The following is a 16,206-nucleotide window of genomic DNA, read 5'->3' as shown; positions in this document are numbered from 1 at the left end:
CGAAACCCATCACCCCCCCGGCCGGGTCGCTCGCTCCAACTCCCCCAGCCAACGGATCGCATGCTCTCGATCGGCGCCGCACATCTCCGCCTGGGGCTGCAGGCCGCCGCAGAAATCCGGGCGCGACGGCTGGCCGAAGATGGCGCAGCGCATGTCCGGCAGCAGCTGGACGCAGGGCACGCCGGCCGGCTTGCCCTGGGGCATGCCGGGAATCGGGCGGGTGATGGACGGCGCGATGCAGCAGGCGCCGCAGCCGGGCCGGCAGTCCAGCGGGGCCGCGCTCAGACCCATCCGCGCAGCCAGTAGACGAACAGGCCCGCGTATTCCTTGATGATGGAGCGGCTGGCGTCGAACGTGCGCTGGTCGGGCAGCCACAGCGGCAGCGAGCCGTCGGCCGGCGCCACGATCTGCGGCGGGGTGGGGGCGGCGATGGCCTGCACGCCCTGCTTGGAGAAGGCCGCCATGGCGCGCGGCATGTGCAGCGCCGAGGTCACCAGCAGGATCTTGCCGATGCCGCGGGCCTTGAGCTTGTCTTCGGTGAGCGCGGCGTTCTCGTAGGTGGTGCGGCTGGAGTTCTCCAGGATCAGCGCCGATTCCGGCACGCCCTGCTGGCGGATGTTGTGGGCCATGCCGCGGGCTTCGCTCACGTCGCCCTCGAGCGCGCCGCCGGACAGCAGCACCTTGGGCGCGCGGCCGGCCAGATAGAGTTCGGCGGCCGTGTCGATGCGCACGATGGCCGTGCTTTTGTCGTAGGGCAGGAACCAGTTGGCGCGGCCGTTGGCGGTGTTGCCGCCCAGCACCACGATGGCGTCGGCGGTGGGGGATTGCTCGGGCGGCAGGTGCGGGTAGCGGGATTCCAGCGCGCCGCCCAGCCATAGCGAGGTCGCCGGCAGCGACCAGGCCAGCGCCCACAGCAGGCCGGCCGCGATCAGCGCGCCGCCGGTCTTGCGCAGCCGGAACAGGCCCAGCACCAGGCCCACGGCGACCAGGGCCATGCACAGGTTGGCTGGGATGATCAGATTCGCGAGATAACTCGAAAGAGGCATTTACAGTCCTGATTACTACGTCTCGTGCAGCAGGCTTGTGGCTTGCTGCACGGCTTGCTCGACCGACGGCCAGGCGTTGTCCGTGCCGAGGCAGACTGCCCGCGGCGACCACGGGCCGGTGCGTCCCGGCCGGGTCACGCCGAACAGGGTCAGCTCCCGCGCGGCGGCGGCCGCGGCGACGTGGGACACGCCCGAATCGTTGCAAATCACCAACGCCGCGCTGGCCGTCAGCGCCGCGAAGGCGCCCAGGGACAGCGGCGGCAGCAATTGCGCCGTCGGGGCATTGCGCCGGGCCTCCTCGGTTTCGGCCGGAGGGGGGCACATTACCACGGTATGGCCCTCGGCCTGGAGGGCGCGGGTAAGTGTATCGAATCCCGGCCAGACCTTGATCCTGCCCTTGTGCAGGCCGGTGGCGGTGGGCGCGATCAGGACGAAGCGGCGGCCGGCCAGCCCGGCGGCTTCCAGGGCCTGGGCGGCGGCCTCGCGGTGCGCGGCGGTCAGGGGCAGGTCCAGGATCGGACCCGGATCGGCCGGGCCGGCGGGCAGGCCCCAGCGCTTCAGGGCCTCGCGGGTCAGGTAATGCCAGGACTGGACCGCGTGCAGGGAGTCGTCGGGCTTGGTCACCGGCCAGCGCAGCAGGAAGCTGCGGCCGTCGTCGCGGTAGCCCGCCGAGGGCAGGCCGGCCAGCCGGAACACCAGGGCGCTGGACAGCGAATCCGGCAGCAGCAGGCCGCGGGCATGCCGGCCCTGGGCGCCCAGGGCGCGCCGGTGGGCGCTGACGGCGGCGCGGTCGGGGCCGACCTTGCCCCGCATCGGGATGAAATCCTGCTTGGCCACCCCGTCGAGCAGGTCGCGCGCCCACGGGCGGGCGCAGATCACCAGGGGCAGCCCGCTGGCGTGCAGGGCGCGCAGGCTGGGCAGGCTCATGCAGACATCGCCCACCCAATTGGGCAGCCGGACGTACAAACAACTGATATCGGACATGGAGGGGCGCAGGGCGCGTTAGGGCTAAGCGGGGCGCAACCGGCGGCGCGTGTGCGCGCAGCCGGTACAATTCTCGCCACAATTGTATAAAAGCGAGTGATCCCTTTGAATTCTGCCGCACGCCATGCGCCCGCGGGCTCCCAGCCTGTCAAAGCCGAACTCTGGAGGCGGATCTACAGCCGCGTGGGCTCTTACTGGAAGGGCTTGCTGCTGGCCATCCTGCTGATGGCGGGCGCGGCCGCCACCCAGCCCGTCCTGGCCGTCATCATGAAGCCCTTGCTCGACGGCGGCTTTTCGGGGGCCAAGCCCTACTACGTCTGGGCGCTGCCGCTGGCGGTGATCGGCCTGATCCTGCTGCGCGGCATCTGCAACTTCTTCAGCGACTACCTGCTGGCGTGGGTCGCCAACAACGTGCTGCTGGGCATGCGGCGCGACATGTTCGAGCGCCTGCTGGGCCTGCCGGACGCCGATTTCAAGCAGGGCGACACCGGCCGCCTGCTCAACCGCTTCACCATCGACGCCGGCAACGTCACCGGCTACGCCACCGACGTCATCACGGTGCTGGTGCGCGAGACCCTGGTGGTGGTCGCGCTGATCTGCGTGCTGCTGTACATGTCCTGGGTGCTGACGCTCATCATCCTGATCATGCTGCCCGTCTCGGTGCTGATCTCGCGCTTCTTCATCCAGCGCCTGCGCCGCATCAACCGCGAAACCGTCAACATGAACGCCGAGCTGACCCGCGTGGTCGGCGAGGGCATCGACGGCCAGCGCGTCATCAAGCTGTTCGACGGCTACGAGGTCGAGCGCGGACGCTTCGACTTCGTCAACCGCCGCCTGCGCCGCTTCGCCATGCGCACCGCCACGGCCGACGCCGCGCTGACGCCGCTGACCCAGGTCTGCATTTCGATCTCGGTCGGCGCGGTCATCGCGGTGGCGCTGAGCCAGGCCAACAGCGGCGCGCTCACCGTGGGCAGCTTCGCCTCGTTCATGGCCGCGCTGGCCCAGATCTTCGACCCCATCAAGCGCCTGACCAACGTGGCCGCGCGCATGCAGAAGATGCTGGTGTCGGCCGAAAGCGTGTTCACCCTGATCGACCAGACGCCCGAAGGCGATACCGGCACCCGCACCCTGGCCGAGCCGGTGCGCGGCAAGGTCGAGTTCCGCGCCGTGTCGCACCGCTTCCCGGACGCCGACCGCGACACCGTCAACGACGTGTCCTTCGTGGTCGAACCCGGCCAGACCGTGGCCCTGGTGGGGCGCTCCGGCAGCGGCAAGACCACGCTGGTCAACATGCTGCCGCGCTTCGTGCTGGCCGACAGCGGCCAGATCCTGGTCGACGACGTGCCCATCGGCGAGCTGACGCTGCGCAGCCTGCGTTCGCACCTGTCGCTGGTCAGCCAGGACGTGGTGCTGTTCGACGACTCCATCGCCGCCAACGTCGGCTACGGCGCGTTGGGCAACTCCAGCGAACAGAAGGTGCGCGACGCCCTGGCGGCCGCCAACCTGCTGGAGTTCGTCGAGGGCCTGCCGCAGGGCCTGAACACGCCGGTGGGCGAGAACGCCGCGCGCCTGTCGGGCGGCCAGCGCCAGCGCCTGGCGATCGCCCGGGCGCTGATCAAGAACGCGCCCATCCTGATCCTGGACGAGGCCACCTCCGCCCTCGACAACGAATCCGAGCGCCAGGTCCAGGCTTCGCTGGAGCGCCTCATGAAGGGCCGCACCACGCTGGTCATCGCCCACCGCCTGTCGACGGTGCAGAACGCCGACCGCATCATCGTGCTGGACGCCGGCAAGATCGTGGAGCAGGGCGCGCACGCCGAGCTGCTGGCGGCCAACGGCCTGTACGCCTCGCTCTACAAGATGCAGTTCCGGGAAGACTGAAGCGGCAGGGGGCGTTCGCTTCCTGTCGCATTTCCGGATTGCCAATCCGCGGGATAGCCGGAAAATTGCCGCTAGGTACACCCAGGAGCGCTCCATGTCCCTGCCTTCCGACGGCAATCAGCTCGTCAACGTCGTCGTCCTGTTGGGGGCTGCCGTGGTGGCGGTTCCCTTGTTCAAGCGGCTGGGCCTGGGCTCCGTCCTGGGCTACCTGGCCGCCGGCCTGGTGATCGGCCCGTTCGGGCTGGGCTTTTTCTCCGATCCCAAATCCATCCTCCACGTCGCCGAACTCGGCGTGGTCATGTTCCTCTTCATCATCGGGCTGGAAATGCAGCCCTCGCGCCTGTGGAAGCTGCGCGGCGAAATCTTCGGCCTGGGCGTGGCGCAGGTGCTGGCCTGCGGCGCGCTGCTGACCGGCGTCGGCCTGCTGGCCGGGCTGTCCGGGCCGGCCGCCTTCATGGCGGCGATGGGTTTCGTGCTGTCGTCCACCGCCATCGTCATGCAGATCCTGGGCGAGCGCGGCGAGACCGCCAGCGCGCAGGGCCAGCGCATCGTGTCCATCCTGCTGCTCGAAGACCTGGCCATCGTGCCGCTGCTGGCCCTGGCCAGCCTGCTGGCGCCGGCCGGCGGCGCCGAGCAGGGCGACCCGTGGCTGCAGGCCGCCATCGCCATGGGCTGCATCCTGGCGCTGCTGGCGGCGGGCCGCTGGCTGCTCAATCCGCTGTTCCGCCTGCTGGCGGCCGCGCACGCGCGCGAGGTCATGACCGCGGCCGCGCTCCTGGTGGTGCTGGGGGCGGCGCTGCTCATGGAACTGGGCGGGCTGTCCATGGCCATGGGCGCCTTCCTGGCCGGGGTGCTGCTGTCGGAATCCACCTTCCGCCACCAGCTCGAGGCCGAGATCGAGCCGTTCCGCGGCATTCTGCTGGGGCTGTTCTTCCTGGGCGTGGGCATGTCGCTGGACCTGGCCGCCGTGGCGCGCGAATGGCCCCTGATCCTGGCGGCGGTGGCGGTCTTCATGCTGGTGAAGTCGCTGGGCGTGTACGCGGTGGCGCGGGCCCTGCGCGCCAGCCATGCCGAGGCGGTCACCCGCAGCGCCCTGCTGGCCCAGGGCGGCGAATTCGCCTTCGTGCTGTACGGGGCGGCGGCCGCGGCCGGCATCTTCGACGCGCATACCGGCGCCGTGCTGACGGCGGTCGTCATCATCTCCATGGCCTTGACGCCCTTGTGCGTGCTGGCGCTGCGCTGGCTGCTGCCCAAGCCGGCGCCGTCCATGGAAGGCGTGGACGTGGCCAAGGACCTGGACGGCTGCGTGCTGATCGTGGGTTTCGGGCGCTTCGGCCAGATCGTGACCCAGGCCATGCTGGCGCGCGGCCTCAAGGTGTCCATCCTGGACACCGACACCGACGCCATCCGGGCGGCCGCCAAATGGGGCGTCAAGGTGTACTACGGCGACGGCACCCGGGTCGACATGCTGCGCACCGCGGGCGCGGAGAACGCCCAGGTCATCCTGATCTGCATCGACAACCCGGTCTCGATCAGCCACATGGTCAAGCTGGTCAAGGCGGAATTCCCGCTGGTGAAGGTGGTGGTGCGCGCCTACGACCGTATCCATTCGCTGGCGCTGGCCAAGGAGGGGGTGGATTACCAGGTGCGCGAGACCCTGGAATCGGCGCTGGTCTTCGGCGAGGCCGCGCTGCGGGCGGTCGGGGTGCCGCCCGACGAGGCCGCCGAGGTGGTCCAGGACGTGCGCAGGCGCGACACCGACCGCTTCGAGCTGGAAGTGGCCGGCGGCCTGTTCGCCGGCCGCTCGCTGCTGTACGGCAACATGAGCGCGCCGGCCGACGGCCGCAACGACAAACCCGACCGCGAAACCGGCGCCGCCCCGTCCACGCCCACGGCATGAATCACTATTTCCTTTTATATGCGTTACGTTACGCATCATTTCATGCGCAAGCGCGGGCGAGTGCGGTAGATTAATCCGCACAGACGCTTCGATCATGAAGCGCGTTTGCCAGGGGAATGCCATGCTGCAATCGGATCGGATTTCCACGACGCCGCACGCCGTCGGCGTAGAACTGGCGCGCCGCCAGGCGCTGGCCTTGCATTGCGGGTTTTCCGCCGGATCGATGCGCCGTCTGCTGTCGCAGACCGGCGGCGCCGGGCCCGCGTGGTCGATCGGCGCGCACCGCGAGACCGACAGGGCGCGGGGCGCCAAGGCATTTCCGTTCCGCATCGGCGCGCCGGCGGCGTCCTGACGATTGCATGTGCTGCGTCCCTTTTTTACGGCCGGGATCTTGCGTCCCGGGCCGGGTGTCGGCATCATCGGCGGCGTGAGTCGCCCGTGCGCATGAGCTGCGACATCCCGACCTCCCTTGCGTAGGAGCGCCGTATTTGAAGTCACGCAGGTTTCTACATCGCGCGCTGTACGCCTTGGCGGTGCTGCTCGCGGCCGGAATCTGCGCCGCGTCCGTGGCGCTGCTCTGGATCGACCGGCGCGACACCTGGGAGGCCGCGCGCGTGTCGGCGCGCAACATCACCGGCGTGCTGTCGGCCGACATCAGCCGCACGGTGCAGTTCTACGACCTGTCGCTGCAAGGCGTGATGGAGCGCCTGGCCGAACCCGGCCTGGAGAACCTTGCGCGGGCCACGCGCCAACGCTTCCTGTTCGACCGCTCGTCCACGGCCGAGTACCTGGGCGCCATCGTGGTGACCGACAAGGACGGCAATATCCGCTACCACTCCGGTTCCCTCGAGCCGCCGACGCTGAACTTCGCGGACCGGGACTTCTTCCAGGTGCATCGCGACGCCGGCGACGTCGGTCTCTATGTCAGCAAGCCCTATCACAGCCGCCTGCGCGAAGGCGACGAAAGCATCACCATCAGCCGGCGCCTGTCCAATCCGGACGGCAGCTTCGCCGGCATCGTGGGCGGTTCGCTGCGCCTGGCCTATTTCCGCGACCGGCTGGCGGCGCTGTCGATCGGCGAGGGCGACGAGATCACCATCTTCCGCAACGACGGCGTGGTGCTGCTGCGCAATCCCTATTCCCTGTCCGACCTGGGCAGCAATATCGGCATGTCGCCGGATTTCCAGCAGTTCCTGGTCCGCCGCGAAGGCTCGTTCGTGGGCGTGCTGTCGCCGGATGGCATCAATCGCCTCTATACCTTCGACGCCATCGAGGACACGCCGCTGATCCTCGACGTGGCCATGGACGTGGACGAAGTATTCGAGCCCTGGACGCGCCGCGCCGTGCTGGTGGTGGCGGTCACCGCCGCGCTGTTCCTGTCGGTGATGGCGTTGATCGTGCTGTTTCGCCGCGAGATGCGCCTGCGGCAGGCGGTCGAGGCGCAGCTGGCGGCGCAGGCGCAGACGGACGGATTGACCGGCATGCCCAACCGCCGCGCCTTCGACGAGGCCCTGGCGCGCGAATGGCGCGACGCGCGCCGCGAGCAGACGCCGCTGTCGCTGCTGTTCCTGGATGCGGACCACTTCAAGCGCTACAACGACCGCTATGGCCATCCGGAAGGCGATGAACTGCTGAAGGTGATGGCGCTGGCGCTCAAGCAGAAAGCGCGGCGGCCGCGCGATCTGGCGGCGCGTTACGGCGGCGAGGAATTCGTGGTGCTGCTGCCCGACACCGGCCGCGAGCGCGCCGCGGCCGTCGCCGAAAGCATCCGGCAGACCATCGCCGGGCTGCGCGTGCCGCACGAGGCGAGCGAGGCCGGCATCGTCACGGTCAGCGTGGGAGTGGCCACCGCCATCCCGCGGGCGGACGAATCGGCGGCCGGCCTGGCGGCGGCGGCCGACGCCGCCCTCTACCAGGCCAAGCACGCGGGCCGCAATCGCGTGGCGGTGGCGGGCGAAGCCGCTTAGCGGCCGATCATCACGGCCTGCATGCGCGTCTGCGCCTGCTGCACGTTCTTGGCCTGCGCGTTCAGGTCCTGCAGCAGCTTGTTCAGCTCGGCCTGCACGGCGGGGTCCTGCACCTTGACCACCGGGCCGGACATATCGATCTGCTTGGCGTGCGCGGCCACGTAGTCGGCGATCTTCAGGCTGGCGTCGAAAGTCGCGTTCAGCTGCGGCAGCGTGTCGCGGAAGGTGTCGGCCGGCAGGCTCACGGTCTTCTCATAGGCCTTGTCGTAGACGGCCTTCAGGTCCTCGGGCTGCTTGAGCTTCGCATGCGCGGCGTCGGCCTTGGCCTGTTCCGCCTGCAGCGCCGTGCCCATGTCGTTGAGCGAGGCCTGCACCGACTTCAGGTCGTCGCGGCGCGCCACGATATCGTTGAGCGAGCGCACCGAGCCCTTCTGCATGATGCCCGACAGCGGCTTGACCGAGGCGTCCATGCCGGCGTTGAAGTCGGTGATGACGGCGTAGTGGGCGGCGTAATCGCCAAAGGACTTCTTCTCCTCGTCCGTCAGCTGCGGCACGCGCACGCCGGGCTTGTCCACGATGCGAGTCTGCAGGAACTGCGTGAACGCGGCACGCTGTTCAGGCTCCTTGTCGCCGCAGGCGGCCAACACCAGCGGCAGCGCGGCGGCCAGCACCAGGAACGGACGGAATAGGGACTTCATCGAATAGACCTCCGAAAGCAAAAGAAAGGGCGCGAGGCGGGTTCTGCCCCGCAAAGCGCCCGCAGCTTATCGGCTGGAGGTCCTCGTCGCCATTGGTTTCAAACTTCATTTCAAAAGAAGCCTTAAGAAACATAATTCATACACAATGACGTGAATTCCTGCGGCTAACCTGTTAACGGTCTAGACCAGAATGATGTCGTACTGCTCCTGCGTGTAGCGGCTTTCCACTTCCAGCGACACGCGCTTGCCCACGAAATCGCCCAGCATCGCCAGGTGCTGGCTTTCTTCTTCCAGAAACAGGTCTATCACGTCCTGCGAGGCCAGGATGCGGAATTCCTTGGGGTTGAACTGCCGCGCCTCGCGCAGGATTTCGCGCAGGATCTCATAGCACACGGTGCGCGGCGTGCGCACGTTGCCGCGCGCCTCGCACATGGGGCAGGGCTCGCACAGCTGGTGCGCCAGCGAATCGCGGGTGCGCTTGCGGGTCATCTCCACCAGGCCCAACTGCGTGAAGCCATTGACCGTCATGCGCGTGCGGTCGCGCGACAGCGCCTTCTTCAGTTCGGCCAGCACGGTGTCGCGATGGTCCTGGTCTTCCATATCGATGAAGTCCAGGATCACGATGCCGCCCAGGTTGCGCAGGCGCAACTGCCGCGCAATCGCCTGCGCGGCTTCCAGGTTGGTCTTGAAGATGGTGTCGTCGAAATTGCGCCCGCCCACGAAGCCGCCGGTATTGACGTCCACCGTGGTCAGCGCCTCGGTCTGGTCGATGATGAGATAGCCGCCCGATTTCAGGTCGACCCGGCGCGACAGCGCGCGGGCGATCTCCTCGTCCACGTTGGCCGTGTCGAACAGCGGCCGCTCGCCGCTGTAGTGCTGGATGCGGCCGACCACCGAAGGCGTGTAGATGCGCGCCCATTCGAGCATGGCGGCGCTGGTGGTGCGGGAATCGACCAGGATGGAACCGGTCGCCGGCCCCACCATATCGCGCAGCACCCGCTGCGCCAGCGTGAGGTCCTGGTGCAGCAGGGCGGGGGCGGGTTGGCTGCGGGCGGCGGCCTGCACGCTGGTCCAGAGCTTGCGCAGGTACTCCAGGTCCGCCGTCAGTTCGTCGTCGTTGGCGCCTTCGGCCTGGGTGCGCACGATGAATCCGCCTTTCTCGTCGGCGGGCATCAGGGCCTGCAGCCGTTCGCGCAGCTGGATGCGTTCGGATTCGTCATCGATCTTCTGGGAAATGCCGATGTGCGGGTCATGGGGCAGATACACCAGCATCCGGCCCGCCATGCTGATCTGGGTCGACAGGCGCGCGCCCTTGGTGCCCAAGGGGTCCTTGACCACCTGCACCATGATGGTCTGTCCCTCGAACAGCAGCTTCTCGATGGGCGTGGGCGTCAGGCCCTGGCTGCGTTCGCCGCGGTTTTCGCGCAGATCCGCGATATGGATGAAGGCGGCGCGCTCCAGCCCGATATCGACGAACGCGCTCTGCATACCCGGCAGCACCCGGACCACCCGCCCCAGATAGATATTGCCCACGTGGCCGCGCTGGATGCTGCGTTCCACATGGAGTTCCTGCACCGACCCTTGTTCCACCAGCGCAACGCGGGTCTCGAAAGGCGTGACATTGATCAGGATATCTTCGCTCATGGCGATGGCGGGGGGCATGGGGGAATCGTCTCCAATTTTGGATGCAGCGTACATGGCGAATAGTAAACGTACCTATTTCCCAGGCAAGCTCGAAATGGAACCTGGTTCCGCATGCCTATATATAAGGGGGTGAACGCAATCCCTGCGTCGGGCGACGGCTTGCCACACGGGTTCAAAACTTGTGCTATAGTCTCGCTCCTTCGCAGTTCGGACAGTTTTTCGAACCGCGGAGCCAGGCAAGCATCATTGCATGGATCGCGCAAATCAGGCAGAAGTCAGTTGCGCAATTCGAAAATAATGTGCTATAGTCTTGGGCTTGGCAGTTACCGAAACACTAGGGTTTACCCTGATATTTCGATAGCTGCCAAAGAGGAAAGGGGCTGAAGAGGCCGCGGCAGGAAAGCAAAGCGATAAGCGACGCTGACTTGACAAGCGATAAAAGCTTCTTCATAATCTCGTTTCTCTGCTGACACAGCGACCGGCGCGAAAGCGAAGTTGCTGAGAGGCAGGCAGTAAAGAATTTAGCAGTACCGCTCTTTAACAATTGAACAACCGATAAGTGTGGGCGCTTGATGCGAGTGCGCAGTGGTCAGGTTTTAAATCTGGTCACAAGCACAAGAAATCAAGTGCTCACTGAAGTGAAGTACCTTAGATGTCAAGTCTAAGCACATACCTCACTTCCTTTGAGCAGCGACGTATGACTCGGTTCTCCGGAACCAAGGAAATACGAAACAAAACACAGAGATTGAACTGAAGAGTTTGATCCTGGCTCAGATTGAACGCTAGCGGGATGCCTTACACATGCAAGTCGAACGGCAGCACGGACTTCGGTCTGGTGGCGAGTGGCGAACGGGTGAGTAATGTATCGGAACGTGCCCAGTAGCGGGGGATAACTACGCGAAAGCGTAGCTAATACCGCATACGCCCTACGGGGGAAAGCAGGGGATCTTCGGACCTTGCACTATTGGAGCGGCCGATATCGGATTAGCTAGTTGGTGGGGTAACGGCCTACCAAGGCGACGATCCGTAGCTGGTTTGAGAGGACGACCAGCCACACTGGGACTGAGACACGGCCCAGACTCCTACGGGAGGCAGCAGTGGGGAATTTTGGACAATGGGGGAAACCCTGATCCAGCCATCCCGCGTGTGCGATGAAGGCCTTCGGGTTGTAAAGCACTTTTGGCAGGAAAGAAACGTCGCGGGCTAATACCTCGCGAAACTGACGGTACCTGCAGAATAAGCACCGGCTAACTACGTGCCAGCAGCCGCGGTAATACGTAGGGTGCAAGCGTTAATCGGAATTACTGGGCGTAAAGCGTGCGCAGGCGGTTCGGAAAGAAAGATGTGAAATCCCAGAGCTTAACTTTGGAACTGCATTTTTAACTACCGGGCTAGAGTGTGTCAGAGGGAGGTGGAATTCCGCGTGTAGCAGTGAAATGCGTAGATATGCGGAGGAACACCGATGGCGAAGGCAGCCTCCTGGGATAACACTGACGCTCATGCACGAAAGCGTGGGGAGCAAACAGGATTAGATACCCTGGTAGTCCACGCCCTAAACGATGTCAACTAGCTGTTGGGGTCTTCGGACCTTGGTAGCGCAGCTAACGCGTGAAGTTGACCGCCTGGGGAGTACGGTCGCAAGATTAAAACTCAAAGGAATTGACGGGGACCCGCACAAGCGGTGGATGATGTGGATTAATTCGATGCAACGCGAAAAACCTTACCTACCCTTGACATGTCTGGAATGCCGAAGAGATTTGGCAGTGCTCGCAAGAGAACCGGAACACAGGTGCTGCATGGCTGTCGTCAGCTCGTGTCGTGAGATGTTGGGTTAAGTCCCGCAACGAGCGCAACCCTTGTCATTAGTTGCTACGAAAGGGCACTCTAATGAGACTGCCGGTGACAAACCGGAGGAAGGTGGGGATGACGTCAAGTCCTCATGGCCCTTATGGGTAGGGCTTCACACGTCATACAATGGTCGGGACAGAGGGTCGCCAACCCGCGAGGGGGAGCTAATCCCAGAAACCCGATCGTAGTCCGGATCGCAGTCTGCAACTCGACTGCGTGAAGTCGGAATCGCTAGTAATCGCGGATCAGCATGTCGCGGTGAATACGTTCCCGGGTCTTGTACACACCGCCCGTCACACCATGGGAGTGGGTTTTACCAGAAGTAGTTAGCCTAACCGCAAGGAGGGCGATTACCACGGTAGGATTCATGACTGGGGTGAAGTCGTAACAAGGTAGCCGTATCGGAAGGTGCGGCTGGATCACCTCCTTTCAGAGCTTAGTGCTCGTGTTAAGCGTCCACTCTTATCGGTTGTTTGATATATAGCTGGGATCGGTTGTAGGCTTGGGTCGAGGGAATCTTCCCTGGGTCTTCAGCCACCTGACTGCTGATCCGAAAAGGTTTTGGGTCTGTAGCTCAGTCGGTTAGAGCACCGTCTTGATAAGGCGGGGGTCGTTGGTTCGAATCCAACCAGACCCACCAAGTATTCTGCCAGGCAGGATATGGGGGTGTAGCTCAGCTGGGAGAGCGCCTGCTTTGCAAGCAGGATGTCATCGGTTCGATCCCGTTCACCTCCACCACCGGTTCTTATGATCCTGGGTGCAGCGTAGAGGCCAACTCATAGTGTCGTGCTCCACGATGTTATGAGTTGGGTTTTACCCAACAGCTATATTTTGTTCTTTAACAATCTGGAAGAAGCACAACGAAATGTGCTCATCAAGTAATCGGCGTTTGCTGATGAAGATGGGTACGGGTTGTGATTGCATTAATTTTGTTCCAAGTTCTCAAGACTGGGGTGCAAACCTCAGACTGCTTTGAAACTTATGAACGGCACAAACGCGAATACTCAGGTCCTATAGCCTACAGCGTTATAGGATCAAGCGACTAAGTGCATATGGTGGATGCCTTGGCGATCACAGGCGATGAAGGACGTAGTAGCCTGCGAAAAGCTGCGGGGAGCTGGCAAACAAGCTTTGATCCGCAGATGTCCGAATGGGGAAACCCACTGCGCAAGCAGTATCCCTGGCTGAATACATAGGCCAGTGGAGGCGAACCGGGTGAACTGAAACATCTCAGTAGCTCGAGGAAAAGAAATCAACCGAGATTCCGAAAGTAGTGGCGAGCGAAATCGGAAAAGCCTTTACGTTTTAGCATTCAGGATAGTCGAACGGGATGGAAAGCCCGGCCGTAGCAGGTGATAGCCCTGTAGACGAAATTCTGAGTGTGGAACTAAGCGTAAGAAAAGTAGGGCGGGACACGTGAAATCCTGTTTGAAGATGGGGGGACCATCCTCCAAGGCTAAATACTCGTGATCGACCGATAGTGAACCAGTACCGTGAGGGAAAGGCGAAAAGAACCCCGGAAGGGGAGTGAAATAGATCCTGAAACCGTATGCATACAAACAGTAGGAGCCTCCTTGTGGGGTGACTGCGTACCTTTTGTATAATGGGTCAGCGACTTACATTCAGTGGCGAGGTTAACCGAATAGGGAAGCCGTAGCGAAAGCGAGTCCGAATAGGGCGATTCAGTCGCTGGGTGTAGACCCGAAACCAGATGATCTATCCATGGCCAGGTTGAAGGCACGGTAACACGTGCTGGAGGACCGAACCCACTAATGTTGAAAAATTAGGGGATGAGCTGTGGATAGGGGTGAAAGGCTAAACAAATCTGGAAATAGCTGGTTCTCTCCGAAAACTATTTAGGTAGTGCCTCAAGTATTACTGCGGGGGGTAGAGCACTGTTATAGCTAGGGGGTCATGGCGACTTACCAAACTATGGCAAACTCCGAATACCCGCAAGTACAGCTTGGGAGACAGAGCACCGGGTGCTAACGTCCGGACTCAAGAGGGAAACAACCCAGACCGCCAGCTAAGGTCCCAAATTATCGCTAAGTGGGAAACGAAGTGGGAAGGCATAGACAGTCAGGAGGTTGGCTTAGAAGCAGCCATCCTTTAAAGAAAGCGTAATAGCTCACTGATCGAGTCGTCCTGCGCGGAAGATGTAACGGGGCTAAGCGATAAACCGAAGCTGCGGGTGTGCACTTTTAGTGCACGCGGTAGGAGAGCGTTCTGTAAGCCTGCGAAGGTGGCTTGTAAAGGCTGCTGGAGGTATCAGAAGTGCGAATGCTGACATGAGTAGCGATAAAGAGGGTGAAAAGCCCTCTCGCCGTAAGTCCAAGGTTTCCTGCGCAACGTTCATCGGCGCAGGGTGAGTCGGCCCCTAAGGCGAGGCAGAGATGCGTAGCTGATGGGAAGCTGGTTAATATTCCAGCACCGTCGTACAGTGCGATGGGGGGACGGATCGCGGAAGATCATCAGGGTGTTGGATGTCCCTGTTGACGCATCGAAGATGGCGCTTAGGCAAATCCGGGCGCGTAAATCAAGGGTGTGGCACGAGCGAGCATTGCTTGCGAAGTGATTGGAAGTGGTTCCAAGAAAAGCCTCTAAGCTTCAGCTGTACGAGACCGTACCGCAAACCGACACAGGTGGACGGGATGAATATTCCAAGGCGCTTGAGAGAACTCAGGAGAAGGAACTCGGCAAATTGATACCGTAACTTCGGGAGAAGGTATACCCCGGTAGTGTGAAGCGCCTGCGCGCTTAGCATGATGGGGTCGCAGAGAATCGGTGGCTGCGACTGTTTATTAAAAACACAGCACTCTGCAAAGACGAAAGTCGACGTATAGGGTGTGACGCCTGCCCGGTGCCGGAAGGTTAAGTGATGGGGTGCAAGCTCTTGATCGAAGCCCCGGTAAACGGCGGCCGTAACTATAACGGTCCTAAGGTAGCGAAATTCCTTGTCGGGTAAGTTCCGACCTGCACGAATGGCGTAACGATGGCCACACTGTCTCCTCCTGAGACTCAGCGAAGTTGAAGTGTTTGTGATGATGCAATCTACCCGCGGCTAGACGGAAAGACCCCATGAACCTTTACTGTAGCTTTGCATTGATCTGTGAACCGGCCTGTGTAGGATAGGTGGGAGGCTTTGAAGCGTAGTCGCCAGATTACGTGGAGCCATCCTTGAAATACCACCCTGGTTTGTTTGCGGTTCTAACCTTGGTCCGTTATCCGGATCGGGGACAGTGCATGGTGGGCAGTTTGACTGGGGCGGTCTCCTCCCAAAGTGTAACGGAGGAGTTCGAAGGTACGCTAGGTACGGTCGGAAATCGTGCTGATAGTGCAATGGCATAAGCGTGCTTGACTGTGAGACTGACAAGTCGAACAGGTGCGAAAGCAGGACATAGTGATCCGGTGGTTCTGAATGGAAGGGCCATCGCTCAACGGATAAAAGGTACTCTGGGGATAACAGGCTGATACCGCCCAAGAGTTCATATCGACGGCGGTGTTTGGCACCTCGATGTCGGCTCATCTCATCCTGGGGCTGTAGCCGGTCCCAAGGGTATGGCTGTTCGCCATTTAAAGAGGTACGTGAGCTGGGTTTAAAACGTCGTGAGACAGTTTGGTCCCTATCTGCCGTGGGCGTTGGATACTTGACGGAGCCTGCTCCTAGTACGAGAGGACCGGAGTGGACGTACCTCTGGTGTACCGGTTGTCATGCCAATGGCATTGCCGGGTAGCTAAGTACGGAAGAGATAACCGCTGAAGGCATCTAAGCGGGAAACTCGTCTGAAGATTAGGTATCCCGGGGACTTGATCCCCCTGAAGGGTCGTTCGAGACCAGGACGTTGATAGGTCGGGTGTGGAAGCGCAGTAATGCGTTAAGCTAACCGATACTAATTGCCCGTGAGGCTTGATCCTATAACACTGATGGTTATGACCTGGTTATAGCGTTCCAAGTGTCGTTCAATACAAAATCTGGCTGCACCGTCGGCAGCCAGCCAACATCGCATCCCATCGTGCGCGATCATCGAGTTCGACTCTGATCGCCACGCGTTGTGTTTCTTCCCAGATTGGAGCTGTTGCGCCTAGTCGCAGCCGCTCAACCAGTTACGCCTGACGACCATAGCGAGTTGGTCCCACTCCTTCCCATCCCGAACAGGACAGTGAAACGACTTTGCGCCGATGATAGTGGACGGACGTCTGTGAAAGTAGGTCATCGTCAGGCTTTTATTCCTCAAAAC

The 16,206-nt window shown here is 62.5% G+C and carries 9 protein-coding genes, 2 tRNA genes and 3 rRNA genes; 9 read left to right on the top strand and 5 right to left on the bottom strand.

Annotation, left to right across the window (positions count from 1 at the left end):
* Positions 1 to 9: 9 nt before the first annotated feature.
* From AC1M14_RS18150 to AC1M14_RS18140, 3 genes are read right to left on the bottom strand one after another with little or no spacing between them, the layout of a single operon-like run.
* The gene (locus tag AC1M14_RS18150; RefSeq protein ID WP_102774578.1) at positions 10 to 291 is read right to left on the bottom strand and encodes a YkgJ family cysteine cluster protein; all 282 of its coding nucleotides are present in this window, start codon (positions 289 to 291) and stop codon (positions 10 to 12) included.
* Positions 282 to 1,046 carry a YdcF family protein gene (locus AC1M14_RS18145; RefSeq protein ID WP_102774577.1) on the bottom strand — a complete coding sequence of 255 codons (765 nt, stop codon included), beginning with the start codon at positions 1,044 to 1,046 and terminating at the stop codon, positions 282 to 284. The genes AC1M14_RS18150 and AC1M14_RS18145 overlap by 10 nt, the downstream gene beginning before the upstream one ends.
* 15 nt (positions 1,047 to 1,061) lie before the next feature.
* Positions 1,062 to 2,030 carry a glycosyltransferase family 9 protein gene (locus AC1M14_RS18140; protein ID WP_479730204.1) on the bottom strand — a complete coding sequence of 323 codons (969 nt, stop codon included), beginning with the start codon at positions 2,028 to 2,030 and terminating at the stop codon, positions 1,062 to 1,064.
* A 105-nt stretch (positions 2,031 to 2,135) separates the two neighbouring features.
* Here AC1M14_RS18140 and msbA point away from each other — a divergent pair, with 105 nt between their 5' ends.
* The 4 genes from msbA (at position 2,136) to AC1M14_RS18120 (ending at position 7,778) form a co-directional block, all read left to right on the top strand.
* Entirely contained in the window at positions 2,136 to 3,911 is a 1,776-nt protein-coding gene (msbA, locus tag AC1M14_RS18135) for a lipid A export permease/ATP-binding protein MsbA (protein ID WP_102774575.1), read from the top strand.
* Between the two features lie 94 nt (positions 3,912 to 4,005).
* Complete coding sequence (locus tag AC1M14_RS18130) at positions 4,006 to 5,811, top strand: monovalent cation:proton antiporter-2 (CPA2) family protein (RefSeq protein WP_102774574.1); 1,806 nt, start codon at positions 4,006 to 4,008, stop codon at positions 5,809 to 5,811.
* A gap of 121 nt (positions 5,812 to 5,932) precedes the next feature.
* Positions 5,933 to 6,163 carry a hypothetical protein gene (locus AC1M14_RS18125; RefSeq protein WP_102774573.1) on the top strand — a complete coding sequence of 77 codons (231 nt, stop codon included), beginning with the start codon at positions 5,933 to 5,935 and terminating at the stop codon, positions 6,161 to 6,163.
* A gap of 136 nt (positions 6,164 to 6,299) precedes the next feature.
* A complete protein-coding gene (locus tag AC1M14_RS18120) occupies positions 6,300 to 7,778 on the top strand; it encodes a GGDEF domain-containing protein (protein WP_102774572.1) in 1,479 nt (492 codons plus the stop codon).
* On the opposite strand, the gene AC1M14_RS18115 is transcribed toward AC1M14_RS18120, so the two are convergent.
* Entirely contained in the window at positions 7,775 to 8,476 is a 702-nt protein-coding gene (locus AC1M14_RS18115) for a DUF3053 domain-containing protein (protein ID WP_102774571.1), read from the bottom strand. The genes AC1M14_RS18120 and AC1M14_RS18115 overlap by 4 nt on opposite strands.
* Positions 8,477 to 8,656: 180 nt before the next feature.
* The gene (rng, locus tag AC1M14_RS18110) at positions 8,657 to 10,120 is read right to left on the bottom strand and encodes a ribonuclease G (protein WP_102774932.1); all 1,464 of its coding nucleotides are present in this window, start codon (positions 10,118 to 10,120) and stop codon (positions 8,657 to 8,659) included.
* Positions 10,121 to 10,867: 747 nt separating this feature from the next.
* Between rng and AC1M14_RS18105 the strand changes: the two genes are divergently transcribed.
* The 5 genes from AC1M14_RS18105 (at position 10,868) to rrf (ending at position 16,190) form a co-directional block, all read left to right on the top strand.
* Positions 10,868 to 12,398 (top strand): 16S ribosomal RNA (locus AC1M14_RS18105).
* A gap of 133 nt (positions 12,399 to 12,531) precedes the next feature.
* Positions 12,532 to 12,608, top strand: a tRNA-Ile gene (locus tag AC1M14_RS18100).
* Positions 12,609 to 12,630: 22 nt separating this feature from the next.
* Positions 12,631 to 12,706: transfer RNA gene (locus AC1M14_RS18095), tRNA-Ala, on the top strand.
* Between the two features lie 294 nt (positions 12,707 to 13,000).
* Positions 13,001 to 15,883: ribosomal RNA gene (locus AC1M14_RS18090) — 23S ribosomal RNA — on the top strand.
* A gap of 194 nt (positions 15,884 to 16,077) precedes the next feature.
* Positions 16,078 to 16,190 (top strand): 5S ribosomal RNA (rrf, locus tag AC1M14_RS18085).
* The 16S, 23S and 5S rRNA genes sit together here with 2 tRNA genes alongside, the layout of an rRNA operon.
* The last annotated feature ends 16 nt before the right edge of the window (positions 16,191 to 16,206 follow it).

The sequence above is a fragment of the Achromobacter sp. SX5 genome, from assembly GCF_056711425.1.
This window is presented reverse-complemented; position numbering and strand designations above follow the sequence as displayed.